Genomic DNA, 18,965 nt, shown 5'->3' with positions numbered 1-18,965 from the left:
CCTCGCCGAACCCCGGCTCACCGGGCACCCGCCCCGGCCGGCTGAGCCACCTCCGGGTCCCCCAGCACATCCTTGAGCAGTTGGGCACACCACTCCAGCAACGCCTGGTCGCGCAGCGGCTCGCCGCCGACTCGCCGGGTGCTCGGCCGGGGCACGCTGACCTGGTCCAGCGCCTGCTTGTAGACCGAATCCGGGTGGTAGCGCTTGAGCCGCAGCTGCTTCGAGTCGGGCAGCGGCAGCGGGCCGAACCGGATGTGCTTGCCCTGCATGGAAACGTCGGTCAGTCCGTAGCGGCGGGCCAGCAGCCGGAACCGGGCCACCGCCACCAGGTTCTGCACCGAGGCCGGCGGCTCGCCGTACCGGTCGGTCATTTCGGCGACCACCTCGCGCAGCCGCTCCTCGTCGCGAGCCTCGGCGAGCTTGCGGTACATCTCCAGCCGCAGCCGTTCCACGCCGACGTAGTCGTGCGGCAGGTGCGCGTCCACCGGCAGGTCGACCTTGACCTCGGCCTCCTCCTCCGGGCGCTCGCCCTTGAACGCCTGCACCGCCTCGCCGACCATCCGCACGTACAGGTCGAAGCCGACCCCCTCGATGTGGCCGGACTGCTCGCCGCCGAGCAGGTTGCCGGCGCCCCGGATCTCCAGGTCCTTCATCGCCACGTACATGCCGGCGCCCAACTCGGTGTGCTGGGCGATGGTGGCCAACCGCTCGTGCGCGTGCTCGGTGAGCGGCTTGTCCGGCGGGTAGAGGAAGTAGGCGTACGCCCGCTCCCGGCCCCGGCCCACCCGTCCGCGGATCTGGTGCAGCTGTGCCAGGCCGAGCAGGTCGGCGCGTTCCACGATCAGGGTGTTGGCGTTCGGGATGTCGATGCCGGACTCCACGATCGTGGTGCAGACCAGGACGTCGAACTCCTTCTCCCAGAAGCCGACCATCACCTTCTCCAGGGCCTCCTCGCCCAGCTGGCCGTGCGCCACCGCGACCCGCGCCTCGGGCACCAGCTCGCGCAGCTTCCGCGCCGCCCGCTCGATCGACTCGACCCGGTTGTGCAGGTAGAAGACCTGACCGTCGCGGAGCAGCTCACGGTGGACGGCGGCGGCCACCTGCCGCTCGTCGTACGCCCCGACCGCGGTGAGCACCGGGTGCCGCTCCTCCGGCGGGGTGGCGATGGTGGACATCTCCCGGATGCCGGTGATCGCCATCTCCAGGGTCCGGGGAATCGGGGTGGCCGACATGCTGAGCACGTCGACGGCGGCCCGCATGGCCTTCAGGTGTTCCTTGTGCTCGACGCCGAAGCGCTGCTCCTCGTCGACGATGACCAGGCCGAGGGACTTGAACCGGGTGGCCGCCTGAAGCAGCCGGTGGGTGCCGATGACGATGTCGGCGGTGCCGTCGGCGACCATCGCCAGGGTCTGCTCGGCCTCCCTCGGCGTCTGGAACCGGGACAGCTGCCGGATGGTCACCGGGAACTGGCTCATCCGCTCGGCGAACGTGTTGTAGTGCTGCTGCACCAGCAACGTGGTGGGCACCAGCACCGCCACCTGCTTGCCGTCCTGCACCGCCTTGAACGCCGCGCGAACGGCGATCTCGGTCTTGCCGTACCCGACGTCGCCGCAGATCAACCGGTCCATCGGGACGGTCTGCTCCATGTCCCGCTTGACCTCCTCGATGGCGGCAAGCTGGTCGGGCGTCTCCTGCCAGGGGAAGGCGTCCTCCAGCTCCCGCTGCCACGGGGTGTCCGGCCCGAAGGTGTGCCCCTTGGACGCCCTGCGGGCGGCATAGAGCTGGATCAGCTGGGCGGCGATCTCCTTGACCGCCTTGCGGGCGCGGGCCTTGGACTTCTGCCAGTCCGAGCCACCCATCTTGTGCAGGGCGGGCTGCTCACCGCCGACGTAGCGGGAGAGCTGGTCGAGCTGGTCGGTGGGGACGAAGAGCCGGTCGCCGGGCTGGCCGCGCTTACTCGGGGCGTACTCGATGACCAGGTACTCCCGGCTGGCACCGTTGACGGTGCGCTGCACCAGCTCGACGTAGCGGCCGATGCCGTGCTGCTCGTGCACCACGTGGTCGCCGGCTCTCAGCTCAAGCGGGTCGATGGTGTTGCGCCGCCGGCTCGGCATTTTGCGCATGTCCCGGGTCGAGGTGCCCCGGCCACCGGTGAGGTCGTCCCCGGTGAGCAGCACGAACCGGGACGCCTCGTCGACGAAGCCGCCGGTCAGCGACCCGCAGGTGACCAGCAGCTCCCCGGGGGCGGGCGCGGTGGGCACCTCCTCGCTCATCCGCGCGCCCAGGCCGGCGTCGCGCAGCACCTCGACAGCCCGCTGGGCGGGGCCGTGCCCCGCGAAGACCAACGCGATCGACCAACCCTCGCCGGCCCAGCGCTTGAGGTCCTCGACCACCCGGGCGGTCTCGCCGTGGTAGAGCGGCGCGGGCTGGGCCGCCAGGGTCACCGCGATCGCGTCGTCCGGGGTGACGTCGGCCTCGACCGGCTCGTCCTCCCACGGTTGCCGCGCCGGCGCGGCGACCGGCTCGGCCAGCCCGAACGGCGACACCGTCCACCAGGGCTGGTCCAGGACGCGGGCGGCGGTGCGGATGTTGGCGAGGCTCCGGAACGCGGCGGCGCCGAGGTCGACCGGGGCCGCGCCACCCACGGCAGCCGCGGCCCAACTGGCCTGAAGGAACTCCTCCGAGGTCCGGACCAGGTCGTGCGCCCGGGTGCGGATGCGCTCCGGGTCGCAGAGCAGCACGTGGGTGCCGGCCGGCATGGTGTCCAGCAGAAGCTCCATCGAGTCCACGCCGATCAGCGCCGGGGCGAGCGACTCCATGCCCTCGACCGGGATGCCCTCGGCGAGCTTGTCGAGGATCTCGGCCAGCTCCGGGTGCTCCTGCGCGAGGACGGCGGCGCGCTCGCGCACCGACGGGGTCAGCAGCAGTTCCCGGCACGGCGGCGCCCAGAGCTGCGGAACCTGCTCGATGGTGCGCTGGTCGGCGACGGCGAAGGTACGGATCTCCTCGACTTCGTCGCCCCAGAACTCAACCCGGGAAGGGTGCTCGTCGGTGGGCGGAAACACGTCGAGGATGCCGCCGCGCACCGCGAACTCGCCGCGCTTGGTGACCAGGTCGACCCGGGCGTACGCCAGGTCGGCAAGTCGGCGGGAGACCTGTTCGAGATCGGCCTCGACACCGGCGGCCAGCCGCACCGGCTCCAGGTCGCCGAGGCCCTTGAGCTGCGGTTGCAGCAGCGAGCGGACCGGGGCGACGACCACCCGCAGCGGGCCGGTGCGGCCGTGCGCGTCGGTCGACTCGGGGTGGGCCAGCCGGCGCAGCACGGCCAGCCGTCGGCCGACCGTGTCGGAGCGTGGGGAGAGCCGCTCGTGCGGCAGCGTCTCCCAGGAGGGGAAGACAGCCACCTGTTCCGGCGGGAGCAGGTTACCCAGCCCCGAGACGAGGTCGTCGGCCTCCCGGCTGGTGGCGGTGACCGCGAGCACCGGCCGGCCCGCGCCGCCCCCGAGCCCGCCGTCGCCGCTGTCCGGGTCGGCTGCCACGGCCGCGACCGCGAACGGGCGCAGCGCCGGCGGGGCGGTCAGGTCGAGCCCGTCGACCTGGGCCGCACCGGATCGCGCCAGGTCCCGGGCCCGGGCGAGGGCCGGGTCGGCCAGAGCGGCGGCGAAGAGTCCGGTGAGCATATGATCACTTCCAGGGCGGCGGCACGACGATCACCCCTCGTTCCGGCTGGACGAGGGGTACACCGGTCGACACTATCTCTCGCCGGAGACGATCGAAGCCGGCCCCGGTGGCCCGAACGGGCGTTCGGCCAGATCGGCGTGATCAACGCCACCGCCTTTCCCGGCTGCCGAGGACGCCGGGCCGCCCGACCGGCGGGAGCAGCACAGATGTCTGAAGATGTCGGACAGGGACCTGGACACAACACAGGGGGTTAGCACGGGTCCCTCCTTACATTCGGGGCCACGCGGATATCATCCAGGAGTCGGACAGCGCTGTCCTTCGTACTCACGTAAGGAGCGCACCGTGACCGACCAGCATGACCATGACGGCCCCGACGCCGCCCTGCGCGCCGACATCCGCCGGCTCGGCACCCTGCTCGGGCAGACCCTCGCGCGCCAGGAGGGTCGGCCCCTGCTCGACCTTGTCGAGGACATCCGCGCCCAGGTCCGCGCGGACGCGCCGAAGGCGGCGCAACAGCTCGCCGGGCTGGACGTCAGCACCGGCACGAAGCTGGCCCGCGCGTTTTCCACATACTTCCACCTGGCCAACATCACCGAGCAGGTCCACCGCGCTCGGGACCTACGCCGTCGCCGCGCGATCCAGGGCGGCTGGCTGGACCAGGCCGCCAAAATGATCGCCGAGCGGGGCGTGCCCGCCGAGGAGATCGCCACGGCGGCCCGCCGCCTCGCGGTCCGGCCGGTCTTCACCGCTCACCCGACCGAGGCCGCCCGCCGCTCGATCCTGTCGAAGCTCCGCGCGATCGCCGACGAACTCGATGCCGAGACGACCAACGCGATCCTGTACGGGGCGAGCGACGAGGGCCCGGCCAACCGCCGCCTCGCCGAGCTGCTCGACCTGATGTGGCAGACCGACGAGCTGCGGCTGGACCGACCGGATCCGACCGACGAGGCGCGCAACGCCATCTACTACCTGCGGGACCTGTACGCCGAGGCCGCGCCGCAGGTGCTCGACGACCTCGCCGAAACGCTGCGCATGCTCGGCGTGGAAACCTCGCCGACCGCCCGGCCGCTGACCTTCGGCACCTGGATCGGCGGCGACCGGGACGGCAACCCGTTCGTCACCCCGACGGTGACCCGCGAGGTGCTGACCATCCAGCACGAGCACGGCATCGCGGCCACCGAGAAGGCGATGGACCATCTGATCAACGAGGTCTCCGTCTCCCGGCGGCTGCGCGGGGTGTCGCTGGACCTCTCCGCCAGCCTCGCCACCGACCTCGACGCGTTGCCCGAGGTGGCGCCCCGATTCCGCCGGGTCAACGCCGAGGAACCGTACCGGCTCAAGGCCCGCTGTGTGAAGGCGAAGCTCGCCAACACCCGGCTGCGGCTGCGGCAGGGCACCGCGCACGTGCCGGGGCGCGACTACCGCGGGTCCGCCGAGTTGATCGCCGACCTGGAGCTGCTGCGCGCCTCACTGGCCCGCAACTCCGGCCAGCTCACCGCTGTGGGCCGGCTCGCGTCGACCATCCGCACGGTCTCCGCGTTCGGCCTGCACCTCGCCACCATGGACATCCGGGAGCATGCCGACCAGCACCACGAGGTGCTGGCCCAGCTCTTCGCCGCCGTCGGCGAGGTCGCCGACTACCCGGCGCTCACCCGGCTGGAGCGCACCAAGCTGCTCGCCGACGAGCTGACCGGCCGTCGACCGTTGTCCACGCTGGACACCCCACTGACCGCGTCGGCCCGCCGGACATTCGACGTCTTCGGCACGATCCGGGAGGCACAGGACCGGTTCGGCCAGGAAGTCGTCGAGTCGTACATCATCTCGATGACCCTGGGCGTGGACGACGTGCTCGCCGCGGTCGTATTGGCCCGTGAGGCCGGCCTGGTCGACGTGCACACCGACCGGGCCCGGATCGGCTTCGTGCCGCTGCTGGAAACCCCCGCCGAACTGAACGCCGGCGGCGACCTGCTGGACGAGTTGCTCTCGCTGCCGGCGTACCGGGCGCTGGTGGCGGCCCGCGGGGACGTGCAGGAGGTGATGCTCGGCTACTCCGACTCCAACAAGGAGGCCGGCATCACCACCAGTCAGTGGTCCATCCACCGGGCGCAGCGGGCGCTACGTGACGTGGCCGCCCGGCACGGCGTGCACCTGCGGCTCTTCCACGGCCGGGGCGGCACGGTCGGCCGGGGTGGTGGGCCGACGCACGACGCGATCCTGGCCCAGCCGTACGGGACGCTCGACGGCGAGATCAAGGTGACCGAGCAGGGCGAGGTGATCTCGGACAAGTACACCCTGCCGGCGCTGGCCCGGGAGAACCTGGAGCTGACCGTCGCCGCGGTGCTCCAGTCGACCCTGCTGCACACCGCGCCCCGGCAGCCCGCCGAGATGCTGGAGCGCTGGGACGCGACCATGGACGTGGTCAGCGAGGCGGCGTACCGGTCGTACCGGTCGCTGGTCGAGGAGCCGGACCTGCCCGAGTATTTCTGGGCCGCCACCCCGACCGAGCTGCTGGGCGCGCTGAACATCGGCTCCCGGCCAGCGAAGCGACCGAACACCGGAGCGGGCCTGGCCGGGCTGCGCGCCATCCCGTGGGTTTTCGGCTGGACCCAGACCCGGCAGATCATTCCCGGCTGGTTCGGGGTCGGGTCCGGCCTGGCGGCCGCCCGCGAGGCCGGCCTCGCGGACGTGCTCGCCGAGATGCACCGTAGCTGGCACTTCTTCCGGACGTTCCTGTCGAACGTCGAGATGATGCTCACCAAGACCGATCTGACGATCGCCCGCCGGTACGTGGAGACGCTGGTGCCGAAGAAGCTGCACCCGATCTTCCGCCAGATCGAGCAGGAGTATGAGCTGACCAGGCGTGAGGTCCTCGCGGTGACCGCCTCGCCGGACCTGCTGGAGAACTCCCCGGTGCTCCAGCGCACCCTCGCCGTCCGTGACACCTACCTGGAGCCGCTGCACCATCTTCAGGTGGCGCTGCTACGGCAGTACCGGGACTCGGGTGCGGCCGGCCGGGCGGTGGCCACCGCCCCGGGCGCTCGGCGCGCGCCGAGCGACGGTACCGCGCTGGAGCGAGCGCTGCTCACCACGGTCAACGGCATCGCCGCCGGCATGCGCAACACCGGCTGAGCAGCGTCGCCAGCGGCAGGCGGGGACCTGGCTGTTCCGGATTTTCCCCCGGCGACCGGGCCGCGCCCGGTCGCTCCCGCGCTCCGGTTCTGGCACGCTCGGTCGGTGGATTTCTCGACACTGGCCGTGGTGGTTGTCTGCCTCGCGGCGGGCGGCGCGGTCGGGTGGTACGCCGCCCGGGTCCGCTCCGCCCCGGAGATCGCACGGTTGGCGGCCACCATTGCCGCCAACCGGGAGGGCGAGGGCCGGCTGGCGCAGTCCATGCGGGCGCTCAGCTACGAGGCCACCGCCCAGTCCCAGGAGGCGGTCGCCCGCGCGGTGGCGCCGTTGCACGAGACCCTGCGACGGTACGAGCAGCGGGTCGCCGAGCTGGAACGGGACCGGGTCGACGCGTACGCCGAGCTGCGCGAGCAGGTCCGCGCGATGAGCACCGTCTCGGGCGAGTTGCGCACCGAGACCAAGCAGCTCGTGGCGGCGCTGCGGGCGCCCCAGGTCCGCGGCCGGTGGGGTGAACACCAGCTGCGCCGCATCGTCGAGGCGGCCGGCCTGTTGGCGCACTGCGACTTCGCGGAGCAGGTCACGGCCGCGACCGACCACCAGGTGGTCCGTCCCGACCTGGTGGTGCGGCTGCACGGCGGCCGGTCGGTGGTGGTCGACGCGAAGGCACCGTTCGAGGCTTACCTGACGGCGATGGAGGCGCGCGACGAGCGTGGCCGGGACGCCCACCTGGACGCGCACGCGAAGCACCTGCGCGCCCACGTCGACGCGCTGGCCGCCAAGTCGTACTGGGCGGCGTTCGACCAGGCACCGGAGTTCGTGGTGCTGTTCGTGCCGGCGGACCCGTTCCTCGACGTCGCGTTGCAGCGCGACCCGACCCTGCTGGAGCACGCGTTCGCCCGCAACGTGGTCCTCGCGACGCCGGCGACCCTGGTCGCCCTGCTGCGCACGGTCGCCTACTCATGGCGACAGGAGGCGTTGGCGCGCAACGCGGTGGCGGTGCACTCGCTCGCGCGGGAGCTGTACGGCCGGCTGTCCACGTTGGGCGATCACGTCGGCCGGCTGGGGTCGGCGCTCGGCGGGGCGGTCACCGCGTACAACCGGGCGGTGGGCTCGTTGGAGGCGCGGGTGCTGGTCAGCGCGCGCAAGCTCGCCGAGTTGGGCGTCTCCGACGAGCAGTTGGCCGCGCCCGCGCAGGTGGAGGTGGCCCCCCGCCAGCCGCAGGCCCCGGAGCTGCTGGAGCCGGAGAGTTGACGAATGTTCACTCACTGTCCGCTACCGGCGGTTGCCTATGACACTAAGCGTCCTGGCACATCACGAAGTGGTCACAACGAACTCTCCGATAGTGACACCGGCCATCGATACACCGAAGGATTTCGCTCACGCGTGCCCTGCATCTGAGGGCCCTGTTCTCTGGAGGAAGAGAACGTGAGTAAAACCCGAAAGCTGAGCCGGCGTACCTCCGCCGCGCTCTTCGCGTCGGTCGTGGCAGCCAGTGCCGTGACCGTCGCGGGCGGCGCCGCCACGGCGAGTGCCGCACCTGCCGCACCCGACGCGACCCCCGTCGAAGTGCTCGGCGCCCACGACGCCAAGCTGCTCGCCGAGGCGGAAGCGAAGAAGAGCCCCACCGTCACCCTCATCGTCGCAACCGAAAAGGGTGAGGCCAAGGACGTCGCCGACGACCTGAAGGGTCTCGGCGCCGCGGTCACCGAGCGATACGACACGATCGGCTACGTGCTGGCGACGGTACCCACCGAGAAGGTGGTCAAGGCCGCCACCCTGCCCGGTGTCGCCGCGGTCGACCTGGACGAGACGATCCAGCGGCCCGACCCGCGGCCGGAGGCGGCCCCGTCCGGCCGTAGGTCGGCCCGGCAGGGCGCGACCCTCAGCGGTCCGGGTGCGGACACCCGCGCCGCCAACCCGTACATGCCGACCCACGAGACCGGCGCGGTCAAGTTCGTTTCCCAGCACCCGGAGTGGGACGGCCGTGGCGTGACCATCGGTATCATGGACTCCGGCGTGGACCTCGACCACCCGGCGCTCCAGCAGACCACCACCGGCGAGCGGAAGATCGTCGACTGGGTCACCGCCACCAGCCCGTACGAGGACCCCACCTGGCGCCCGATGCTGACCGAGGTGACGGGTCCCTCCTTCAGCGCTGCGGGCGTGTCGTGGACAGCCCCGGAGGGCACCTACCGCTTCAGCACCTTCCGTGAGTCGATCACCGCGGGCAGCGAGCCGGGCGGTGACGTCAACCGCGATGGCGACCAGTCCGACGTGTGGGGCGTGCTCTACAACCCCGCCACCAACGACATCCTGGTGGACGTCGACCTGGACCGGGACTTCACCGACGAGACCGTGATGCGGCCGTACCGGGAGAAGTTCGACGTCGGCCACTTCGGTACCGACAACCCGTCGACCGCGGTCCGCGAGCAGATGGCGTTCGTGGTCGAGTACCGCGAAGACGTCGACATGAGCCCCTACGGCGGTCCTTACGTCGGAACGACGGCCGACTTCGTCAACATCGGGATCATCGAGGGCGCGCACGGCACCCACGTCGCCGGCATCACCGCCGCCAACGACATGCTGGGTAACGACGCGTTCGACGGTGCGGCGCCCGGCGCCAAGATCGTCTCCGCCCGCGCCTGCTCGTGGGGTGGCGGCTGCACCTACGCCGCACTCACCACCGGCATGGCCGACCTGGTGATCAACCGTGGCGTCGACGTGATCAACATGTCGATCGGTGGCCTGCCTGCGCTCAACGACGGCAACAACGCCCGCGCCGAGCTGTACAACAACCTGATCAACACCTACGGCGTGCAGATGTTCATCTCCGCCGGCAACAGTGGGCCCGGCGTCAACACCATCGGCGACCCGTCGGCCTCGTCCGACGTGGTCAGCGTCGCCGCCAGCGTCAGCAAGGCCACCTGGCTGGCGAACTACGGCTCGGCGGTGAAGACCAGGAACGCCCTGTTCAACTTCTCCTCCCGCGGCCCGCGCGAGGACGGCGGCGCCAAGCCCAACATCGCCGCCCCGGGCTCGGCCATCTCCACCACGCCGGTCTGGCAGGACGGCAGCGCGGTCGCCGAGGCCGGATACGCCCTTCCGCCGGGCTACGGGATGTTCAACGGCACCTCGATGGCGTCCCCACAGGCCGCCGGCGCCGCCGCGCTGCTCCTGTCGGCCGCCAAGGCGACCGCCAAGGGCGTCACGCCGGCGATGCTGCGTCGGGCGATCTACAGCTCGGCCAAGCCGATCAAGGGCGTCCCGACCTACGGCCAGGGCTACGGCATGTTCAACGTGGCGGGGGCCTGGAAGCTGCTGCGCAAGGGCGTCGAGACCCGCTCGTACGTCTCCGACGCCCCGGTCTGCACGGTGCTCTCCGACCAGCTCACCACCCCGAACCGGGGTACCGGCGTGTACAACCGCTGTGGCTCCGCCGACGGCGGTCACAAGATCGGCCGGTCGAAGACCTACCAGGTCAAGCTGACCCGCACCACCGGACCGGCCGGCAAGGTCAAGCACACCGTCGGTCTGCGCGGCAACGACGGGACCTTCAAGGCACCGAGGACCATCGCGCTGCCGCTGAACAAGACGGTCACCCTCAGGGTCACCGCCAAGCCGAAGAGCGCCGGCGCGCACGGCACGATCGTGACGATCGACGACCCGGCCACCCGCGTCATCGACTTCGAGGTGTCCGCCGTCGTGGTGGCCGGCAACGACGTCCGCAAGCCGGCGTACTCGTTCTCCGCCGAGGGCTCGGTCGAACGGAACGGCTCCACCTCGTACTTCGTCACGGTGCCGCCCGGAGCCGGGGCACTGCAGGTGAACCTCGCCGGCATCGCCACCGCCTCGCAGACCCGGTTCATCGCCTTCAACCCGTACGGCGTGCCGGTGGAGAGCACCTCCAGCCGAAACTGCTACACCAACTTCTCCGACGCCGCCGTCTGCAAGCCGCAGGAGCGGGACTACGAGAACCCGATTCCGGGCGTCTGGGAGATCGAGGTGGAGTCCCGGCGCACCTCACCCTCGCTGAACAACCCGTTCCAGCTCCAGGCGCGGGTGCAGGGCGTCGCGGTCGAGCCGGCCGTGGTCGAGCTGCCGGCAGTCGACTCCGGGGTGCCGACCCCGGTCAGCTGGGACCTGACCAACACCTTCGGCCCGGTCGCCGTGACCGGCCAGGGCGGCCCGCTCTCCAGCGTCCACACCGAGCGGCCCACCATCGCCGAGGGCGGCTCGGAGGAGTTCCTGGTGGAGGTTCCGGCCGGCGCGACCCAGTTCACGGCCCGGATCGGCAACCCGGAGAACGCGGCCGCCGACCTGGACCTGTACGTCTTCCTGGGCGCCGACCGGGTCGGTTACTCCGCCGACGGCGACTCGGAAGAGGCGGTGACCCTGAACAACCCGACACCGGGCACCTACCGGGTCGTCGTCGACGGGTACGCGGTGGACGGTGCCGGCGGCAGCACGGCGTACGACTACCGGGACTCGTTCTCCGCCCCGGCGCTCGGCACCCTGACGACGTCGTCGACCCCGCTCACGCTGGGGCACGGCGCCACCGCTTCCCTCACGGGGTCGGTGACCGCCCAGTCCACCTCGGTCGCCGGCCGGGAGCTCTACGGTGAGTTGACCGTGGTGACGTCGGAGGGTGCGGTCGTCGGCCGTGGCGGCGTTGCCATCGGCGCGGTGAACTGACCATCCGCGGCACGACAGGAGCCCGTCCCCGGCCGCGGGGGCGGGCTCCTGTCCGTCGACTCGACACCGCACGCCGCACCCGGCGCTCCGGCGGAACCCACGACGACGCGGCCGGCGAGGGAGCCGAACCGGCGGATACCGCGTCAGCCCTTCCGGGCCGCCGTCTCCACCAGGAACGGGATACCCTGCTGACAGGTGGTCACCATGTCGGGCTCGATCTTGCCGGTCACGGTTACCGTCGCGCCGGCGGTCAGCACGTCGCGGGGACCGCCAACCAGCAGATGACCGTCGAGCAGCAGGCAACCGGGCTCCACTCCGGCTTCGACCCGCCCGCTCAGGGTGGCGGCCCCGACCGGTGGTGGCAGGGTGGGACCGCCGGTGCGCTTCGACGGCGGCGGGGCCACCGGAGCGGTCTTCTCGATGGGATCACCCGGGCCGGTCGACGGCACGGTGCCGGGGGTGGTCGGGTCCGGGTCGAACGGAGTGGTCATCGGCGCCGCTCCCGTCTGATCTAGAGAGCCGTCACCCGTACCCTGGCCGCCGCAGGCGCCGAGCGCCAGGCAGACGGCCAGCGCCGGGACGGCGAGCCGAAAGGTCCTCATAGCGACTTTGACGTACCGCGCGCGCCCGGCGTTCCCGACCGAACCCCAGCCGCGCACGTCCCCGTTCCGCCCGCCACCGAATCAGCCCCGGGCCGCCGCGGCCTTCATGTCCCGCTTGAGCTCCTGCGGCAGCGAGAAGGTCAGCCGCTCGTTGGCGGTCACCACCTCCTCGACGTCGGTGAAGCCACGGGCCGCGAGGTGGGCGAGCACGTCCTGGACCAGGTCGTCGGGGACGCTGGCACCCGAGGTCAGGCCGACGGTACGCGCACCCTCGAGCCAGGTGTCGTCGATCTCGTCGGCGAAGTCGACCAGGTAACCGGCGCGGGCACCCGCGTCGAGGGCCACCTCGACCAGGCGCACCGAGTTCGACGAGTTCCGCGAACCGACGACGATCATCACGTCGCAGTCCGGCGCGATCTCCTTGACCACGTGCTGCCGGTTGCTGGTGGCGTAGCAGATGTCGTCGCTCGGCGGCGACTGGAGCATCGGCAGCCGCTTCTTCAACCGGGCCACCGTCTCCAGCGTCTCGTCCACCGACAGGGTGGTCTGGGAGAGCCAGACCACCCTGTTCGGGTCGCGAACGGTGATCTTGTCAGCGTCCTCCGGGCCGTCGACGAGCTGGATGTGCTCGGGTGCCTCGCCGGAGGTGCCGATGACCTCCTCGTGCCCCTCGTGGCCGATCAGCAGGATGTCGTAGTCCTCGGCGGCGAACCGCTTCGCCTCCTGATGCACCTTCGTGACCAGCGGGCACGTCGCGTCGATCGCTTTCAGCGAGCGCGCCTTCGCCTGCTCGTACACCTCCGGGGCGACGCCGTGCGCGGAGAAGACCACGGTTGCGCCCTCGGGCACCTCCTCGTTCTCCTCCACGAAGATCGCGCCCTTGGCCTCCAGGGTCCGCACCACGTGCTTGTTGTGCACGATCTGCTTGCGGACGTAGATCGGCGTGCCGTAGAGCTTGAGCGCCTCCTCGACGGTCTGCACCGCCCGGTCGACACCCGCGCAGTAGCCGCGGGGCTTCGCCAGGAGCACACGCTTACCGGTCCGGGACGTCGTTTCAGCCTCAGTCACCCGCCCATCGTACGTGCCGGTCCCGCGTCGGCAGCGGCTGTGACCGCACCCGAGCGCGGAGGCTGCCGCCGGGGAACCGGCTCAGCGGCGGGTATCAGGGCGGCGCCCTTGGTCCGCCCCGACGATCTGCTCCTGCTCGGCCAGCGCGGTGCGATCATGATCAATGCGGGGGCGGGACTAGGGTGGGCGGGTGGATGCGCGGGAGACGGCCGGCAAGAGCACGTCCGAGGAGCCGTGGCCGGTCCGGGTGGTCAGCCAGAAGATCAGCGCCTGGATCGCGCGGCTGGGCTGGGTGTGGGTGGACGGGCAGGTGACGCAGATCAGCCGCCGGCCCGGGGCAAGCACTGTCTTCCTCACGCTGCGCGACCCGTCGGCCGACCTGAGCCTGACCGTCACCACCAATCGGGACGTCCTCGACTCCGGCGCGCCGGAGCTGCGCGAGGGCGCCCGGGTGGTGCTGCGCGCCCGGCCCGAGTTCTACGCGGCCCGGGGCACCCTGAGCCTGCGTGCCGACGAGATCCGCCAGGTCGGCCTGGGTGAGCTGCTGGCCCGGCTGGAGAAGCTGAAGAAGCTGCTCGCCGCCGAGGGGCTCTTCGACCGGGCGCGCAAACGTCGACCACCGTTCCTGCCGGGCCGGGTCGGGCTGATCACCGGTCGCGCCAGCGCCGCCGAACGGGACGTGCTCACCAACGCCCGCCGCCGCTGGCCGGCGGTGGCGTTTCGCACGGTCAACGTGGCGGTGCAGGGGCCGAGCGCCGTGCCGCAGATCGTCGACGCGCTCAGGGTGCTGGACGCCGACCCGACGGTCGACGTGATCGTCATCGCCCGGGGCGGCGGCGGCATCGAGGACCTGCTGCCGTTCTCGGACGAGGCACTGTGCCGAGCGGTGTTCGCCTGTCACACACCCGTGGTCAGCGCGATCGGCCACGAGACCGACGCACCGCTGCTCGACCATGTCGCCGACATCCGTGCGTCGACCCCGACCGACGCGGCCAAGCGGGTGGTCCCCGACCTCGCCGAGGAGGTCCGACTCATCGGTCAGGCCCGGTCCCGGCTGGAGCGGGCGGTACACAACCTGGTCGACCGGGAGTCGCACCGGCTCGACCTGCTCCGGTCCCGACCGGTGCTGTCCCGGCCGCAGGTGCTGGTCGAGCAGCGGTCCACCGAGGTGACCGGGTTACGCCAGCGGGCCGTCCGGTGTCTCGACCACCGGCTCGCCGCCGCCGGCGACGAACTGCGACACACGCTGGCCCGTTTGCGCGCCCTCTCCCCCGCCGCGACCCTCGACCGCGGATACGCGATCGTGCAGCGCGCCGACGGCCACGTCGTCCGCGCGGCGTCGGAGGTCGTCACGGGCGACGCGCTGCGGGTACGCCTCACCGACGGCGAGCTGGCCGCCACCGTGGACGGCTGACCGCCGAGCCGACACCCGGCCACCCTCGCGCTGCGGTCGCCGCGACCGTGGCCGGGTGTCGGCGACACCGGCGGCGCGCGGCGGACCGGTCGCGGCGTGTGGTGGGATGGGGGCCGATGATTGACGAGACGAAGGACGAGCGGCTCAGTTACGAGCAGGCCCGCGCCGAGCTGGCGTCGGTGGTCGAGCGGCTGGAGGCCGGTGGAACCACGTTGGAGGAGTCGCTGGCGCTCTGGGAGCGCGGCGAGAAGCTGGCCAGGGTCTGCCAGGCGTGGCTGGACGGCGCCCGTGCCCGCCTCGACGCCGCCCGACAGGACCCCACGGACTCCTGACGCCGTCAGCCAGCCGTCGGCGGGCACGTCGTCCGGACCGCCAGGACCGTTCCGCCCCCGCGATCTGCAGGTCGGGCCGCGGGCGGTCCAGCCGTCGTCGGACGGTTGGGCGGAATCGGGCCGAGGAGCGCCCCGGCTGCCCCTCGGCCCCCGCGAGGTCCTCCCTACCGGAACATCTCGTAGGTCTGGTCGGACGCGTCGATGACCTGGTCCGCCGGCGGCTTCTGGGCCGCCGTGGCAGCACCGTAGTCGGCGTAGGTGATTTTGACGTCGTGCGCCTTACTCTCCCCGGCGGCCGGCACCGGGACAACCAGCTCGACGAGCCGTCCCGCGGAGTCCAGCTTCGCGGTGAACGACAGCGCCTTGGCCTGGTCGCCCAGGGCCTTGACCAGGTCGCTGTCCAGAGCGCTCGACTCGGTCACGCCGGAGGCGTCCAGCGTGCCGGTGTACGTTCCCTCGCCCGTTTTCCGCACGTCGGCGACCGCTCTGAGCAGCGCGTCGGCGCCGGCCGGATCGACGCCCTCGTCCAGGTTGAGACCGAGCGAGTCGGAATTTTTGATCTTGGTCTGGTCGAGGTGCTGGTACTTGTCCTTCAGTTGAGCCAGGGCGGGGACGCTCGCGGCCAGCTCGCCGAAGTCCACCCTCACCCAGCTGTCCGGCGCGATGTGGATCAGGTCCATGGCGAACGTGTTACCGGAGCCGTCGTCGACACTGACGCTCAACGTGGCGCTGTTGCTGGGCTTGTGCACCAGGCCCTTGCCGGTCAGGCCATCCCCGGCGATAGTGTAGGCGAAGTTACCCTTCTCGATTTCCTTGGTGGCGGCCAGCAGCACCTCCTTGAGGTCGGCGGACGCGGCCGAACTGGCGGCGACGCCCGGCTCGCCGGAGCCGGAGTCACAGGCCGCGAGCCCGGGGACGATCAGGGTGGCGGCGAGGACGCCGACGCTCCACCGTCGAATGTTCACAGTCGTCTCTCTCCGGAACAGAGGTCGCACGGCGGACGGATCCGCCGGACATCGGACCGGGGCAGACTAACCGATGCCACCGACACGTGTGGGCGCGCTCAGCGCAGCGATCCGGCCAGTGTCCGTAGCTCGTTGTCCCGTGCGTCGCCGACCACGATCACCGTACGGTCCGGTTCCAGCAGCACCAACGCCTGCTCGTTGCCCCGGGCCGTATAGAGCTGCCAGGTGCGCCCGCCGAGATCCGTCTGGCCCTGCGGCTGCCCCTCGTCGGTCAGTTCGGCGGGCAGCAGCCGCTCCGCCGGCACGTCACTCTGCACCACCTGGGCGCCCCGCCCCTCGGGGGTCAGGTACCCCAGCCGCAACGTTGCCCCGCCCTCGGTCGTCCGGAAGCCGGCGTTGACGACTCGCCAGCCGTCGCCCAGACCCTCCGGCTGAGTCACCGGGAAGGCGTTCGCCGCCCGCGCCGAGTCCAGCGCCGGCGCCGGGTCGACCACGGCCGGCTGGTCGCCGCCCAGGAAGCCCCGGTAGAAGGCGAGCAGCAGGGCGATCGGGACCAGGAGCACGAGCAGTGAGATCGCCATGTCCTTCGGCGAGCGCTCCGAACGACCCGCGTCGGCCGCGGGGGGAGGGGCGGGGTGCTCGCCGGTCTCCACTGCCCCGCCCCCCTCGCCGGGCGTCCTCGCCGCGCTGTCAGCGGACTCGACCAGGGCCGGCTCCCCCGGGGGGACCGGTGCGGCCGGATCAGCCCCGGCAGGCACCGGGTCGACCGGGGGCTGGCCTTCCGGCGGTGTCCGGTGGGCGGGTTCGCGGTCAGCAGGCTGTGCGGGTTCCACCCCGACATCTTCGCAGCCGCCCGATCAGCCCGTATCCGGCCCATCACCGCCCCGCCACCACGCGCGCCCGACGATCGTGTGAGGATCAGTCCCGAAGCTGGTAGCGGCGACGCCACGCCCTGCCGGGCCACCCCGCACCGTCGCGAGGAGGAGCCGTCATGACGAACACCAGGACACGGAGCCCACAGAACCTGGACCGCAACCTCGCCCTCGACCTCGTCCGGGTCACCGAGGCCGCGGCGATGGCCGCCGGCCGGTGGGTCGGCCGGGGGGACAAGGAGGGCGGCGACGGGGCCGCCGTCGACGCCATGCGCAAGCTGATCAACTCGATTCCGATGCGCGGCGTCGTGGTGATCGGCGAAGGCGAGAAGGACAACGCCCCGATGCTCTTCAACGGCGAAGGAGTCGGTGACGGGACCGGGCCGGAGGTCGACGTGGCGGTCGACCCGATCGACGGCACCACACTGATGAGCAAGGGCATGCCGAACGCCCTGGCCGTGCTGGCGGTGGCGGAGCGGGGGGCGATGTTCGACCCCAGCGCCGTGTTCTACATGGAGAAGCTCGCGGTCGGCCCGGTCTACGCCGACGTGGTGGACATCACCGCCGGCGTCGCCGAGAACCTGCGGCGGATGGCCAAGGTCAAGGGCACGGACCTGTCCGAGATCACGGTCTGCGTCCTGGACCGGCCCCGGCACGACGACCTGATCGCCCAGATCCGGCGCGCTGGGGCGGGTATCCGTTTCATCTCCGACGGCGACATCGCGGGCGCCATCGCCGCGGCGCGGGGCGAGTCCGACGTCGACGTGCTGATGGGCATCGGCGGCACCCCGGAGGGGATCACCGCCGCGTGCGCACTCAAGTGCATGGGCGGGATGATGCAGGCCAGGCTCTGGCCGCGGGACGACCAGGAGCGGGAAAGGGCCCTCGCGGCCGGGCACGACCTGGACCGGGTACTCACCACCGACGACCTGGTGACCGGGGACAACTGCTTCTTCGTCGCCACCGGGATCACCTCGGGCGACCTGCTGCGTGGGGTGCGCTACCGGGCCGGCGGGGCCTACACCCAGTCGATCGTGATGCGGTCCAAGAGTGGCACGATCCGGGTGATCGACTCGTACCACCGGCTGGAGAAGCTGGCACTCTACTCGGCGGTTGACTTCGACGGCCGGCCTCTGGCCGAGCAGGAGTGAGCGCCGCCGGGACGACGGTCCGGCCGACCTCGTCGGCGACCCGCCGGATCACCGGCGTGGGCCTCGCGACCGCCTCCGGGGTCGCCGTGACCGTGCAGTCCCGGATCAACGGTGAGCTGGGCGTACGCCTCGCCGACGGGATCGCCGCCGCGGTGGTTTCGTTCGGCGTGGGCCTGCTGGTGCTGCTGGTGCTGGTCCCCGCCAGCCCACGCGGACGGCGCGGCCTGGTCGCGGTGCGGCGGGCGCTCGCGACGGGAACCCTTCGCCCTTGGCAGTGCCTCGGCGGGGTCTGCGGGGCGTTCCTGGTGGCGACGCAGGGGCTCACGATCGGCACCCTCGGCGTCGCCGTGTTCACCGTGGCCGTGGTCGCCGGACAGTCCGGCAGCAGCCTCGCCGTCGACCGGGCCGGGCTCGGTCCGACGGGTCGACAGCCGGTGACGCTCCGGCGCCTGGGCGGGGCGATGCTCACCGTGCTCGCGGTCGTGCTGGCGGTCAGCGGCCGGCTCGGCGACCCGGGCGCCCTGGCGCTCGCCCTGCTACCGCTGCTCGCCGGGATGGGTGTCGCCTGGCAGCAGGCAGTCAACGGGCGGGTCGCCCGGGCCGCCGGCACCGCCCTGACCGCCACACTGGTCAACTTCACGGTAGGTACGTTGGCCCTGTTGGCCGTGTTCGCGGTCGACGTGGCAGCCCGCGGGCTCCCCGCCGGGGCGCTACCCACCGAGCCGTGGCTCTATCTGGGCGGCCCGATCGGGATCGTCTTCATCGCGATCGCCGCCGCCATCGTCCGCTTCACCGGTGTCCTGCTGCTCGGGCTCGCCGCCATCGCCGGCCAGGTGGTCGGCGCGGTCCTGCTGGACGTGCTGCTGCCGACCGCGGCCTCGCAGCCGGGCCCGACCACCCTGCTGGGTGCGGCGCTAGCCCTGGTCGCCGTCCTCGTCACCGCGTGGAAGAAGTAGTCAGGAATGGCCCGTACTGACGCCTCGCGCACTGGACGGGTCGCTCCCCACCCCCCGTACCGTCCCCGCGGCGCGTGTCGTCGCGGCCACGACCCGGCGTAGC

At 71.9% G+C, this 18,965-nt stretch carries 12 protein-coding genes; 7 read left to right on the top strand and 5 right to left on the bottom strand.

Annotation, left to right across the window (positions count from 1 at the left end; genetic code table 11):
- Positions 1 to 17 precede the first annotated feature (17 nt).
- Positions 18 to 3,680 carry a transcription-repair coupling factor gene (mfd, locus tag QTQ03_RS24000; protein WP_289280010.1) on the bottom strand — a complete coding sequence of 1,221 codons (3,663 nt, stop codon included), beginning with the start codon at positions 3,678 to 3,680 and terminating at the stop codon, positions 18 to 20.
- A 343-nt stretch (positions 3,681 to 4,023) separates the two neighbouring features.
- Between mfd and ppc the strand changes: the two genes are divergently transcribed.
- The 3 genes from ppc to QTQ03_RS23985 all read left to right on the top strand — a co-directional run bounded on the left by ppc (position 4,024) and on the right by QTQ03_RS23985 (position 11,502).
- A complete protein-coding gene (gene ppc, locus QTQ03_RS23995) occupies positions 4,024 to 6,810 on the top strand; it encodes a phosphoenolpyruvate carboxylase (protein WP_289280009.1) in 2,787 nt (928 codons plus the stop codon).
- A 105-nt stretch (positions 6,811 to 6,915) separates the two neighbouring features.
- Positions 6,916 to 8,061: a DNA recombination protein RmuC gene (locus QTQ03_RS23990; RefSeq protein ID WP_289280008.1), complete on the top strand. Its 1,146-nt coding sequence runs from the start codon at positions 6,916 to 6,918 to the stop codon at positions 8,059 to 8,061.
- Between the two features lie 174 nt (positions 8,062 to 8,235).
- Positions 8,236 to 11,502: a S8 family serine peptidase gene (locus QTQ03_RS23985; RefSeq protein ID WP_289280007.1), complete on the top strand. Its 3,267-nt coding sequence runs from the start codon at positions 8,236 to 8,238 to the stop codon at positions 11,500 to 11,502.
- 143 nt (positions 11,503 to 11,645) lie between these two features.
- Here the strand turns inward: QTQ03_RS23985 and QTQ03_RS23980 are convergent, their stop codons facing one another.
- Positions 11,646 to 12,104 (bottom strand): hypothetical protein, encoded by a 459-nt coding sequence (locus tag QTQ03_RS23980; protein ID WP_289280006.1) that lies wholly within the window; start codon positions 12,102 to 12,104, stop codon positions 11,646 to 11,648.
- An 81-nt stretch (positions 12,105 to 12,185) separates the two neighbouring features.
- Positions 12,186 to 13,172 carry a 4-hydroxy-3-methylbut-2-enyl diphosphate reductase gene (locus QTQ03_RS23975; RefSeq protein WP_289280005.1) on the bottom strand — a complete coding sequence of 329 codons (987 nt, stop codon included), beginning with the start codon at positions 13,170 to 13,172 and terminating at the stop codon, positions 12,186 to 12,188.
- Positions 13,173 to 13,419: 247 nt separating this feature from the next.
- On the opposite strand from QTQ03_RS23975, the gene xseA reads away from it, so the two are divergent.
- Together xseA and QTQ03_RS23965 are read left to right on the top strand one after the other, a co-directional pair.
- Positions 13,420 to 14,586, top strand: a complete 1,167-nt coding sequence (gene xseA / locus QTQ03_RS23970) for an exodeoxyribonuclease VII large subunit (RefSeq protein ID WP_353890645.1) — start codon at positions 13,420 to 13,422, stop codon at positions 14,584 to 14,586.
- Positions 14,587 to 14,702: 116 nt separating this feature from the next.
- Positions 14,703 to 14,918, top strand: a complete 216-nt coding sequence (locus QTQ03_RS23965) for an exodeoxyribonuclease VII small subunit (RefSeq protein ID WP_289280003.1) — start codon at positions 14,703 to 14,705, stop codon at positions 14,916 to 14,918.
- 164 nt (positions 14,919 to 15,082) lie between these two features.
- Here QTQ03_RS23965 and QTQ03_RS23960 read toward each other — a convergent pair whose 3' ends face one another.
- Positions 15,083 to 15,883: a hypothetical protein gene (locus QTQ03_RS23960; protein ID WP_289280002.1), complete on the bottom strand. Its 801-nt coding sequence runs from the start codon at positions 15,881 to 15,883 to the stop codon at positions 15,083 to 15,085.
- 98 nt (positions 15,884 to 15,981) lie between these two features.
- Positions 15,982 to 16,716, bottom strand: coding sequence for a DUF4245 domain-containing protein (locus QTQ03_RS23955; protein ID WP_289280001.1), 735 nt, complete (start codon positions 16,714 to 16,716; stop codon positions 15,982 to 15,984).
- 158 nt (positions 16,717 to 16,874) lie between these two features.
- Here QTQ03_RS23955 and glpX point away from each other — a divergent pair, with 158 nt between their 5' ends.
- Together glpX and QTQ03_RS23945 are read left to right on the top strand one after the other, a co-directional pair.
- Positions 16,875 to 17,906: a class II fructose-bisphosphatase gene (gene glpX, locus QTQ03_RS23950; RefSeq protein ID WP_289280000.1), complete on the top strand. Its 1,032-nt coding sequence runs from the start codon at positions 16,875 to 16,877 to the stop codon at positions 17,904 to 17,906.
- Complete coding sequence (locus QTQ03_RS23945) at positions 17,903 to 18,862, top strand: DMT family transporter (RefSeq protein ID WP_289279999.1); 960 nt, start codon at positions 17,903 to 17,905, stop codon at positions 18,860 to 18,862. Before glpX ends, QTQ03_RS23945 begins: the two co-directional genes overlap by 4 nt.
- The last annotated feature ends 103 nt before the right edge of the window (positions 18,863 to 18,965 follow it).

It is taken from the genome of Micromonospora sp. WMMA1363 (assembly GCF_030345795.1).
In the GTDB taxonomy this organism is placed as follows: domain Bacteria; phylum Actinomycetota; class Actinomycetes; order Mycobacteriales; family Micromonosporaceae; genus Micromonospora.
Note: the sequence above shows the minus strand (reverse complement) of the source record. Positions and strands in the feature narration are given on the sequence as shown.

Bases quoted from the DNA above. Each gene is read 5' to 3' on its own strand.
- mfd (WP_289280010.1), bottom strand. From the start codon at position 3,680: ATGCTCACCGGACTCTTCGCCGCCGCTCTGGCCGACCCGGCCCTCGCC.
- QTQ03_RS23980 (WP_289280006.1), bottom strand. From the start codon at position 12,104: ATGAGGACCTTTCGGCTCGCCGTCCCGGCGCTGGCCGTCTGCCTGGCG.
- QTQ03_RS23965 (WP_289280003.1), top strand. From the start codon at position 14,703: ATGATTGACGAGACGAAGGACGAGCGGCTCAGTTACGAGCAGGCCCGC.
- glpX (WP_289280000.1), top strand. From the start codon at position 16,875: ATGACGAACACCAGGACACGGAGCCCACAGAACCTGGACCGCAACCTC.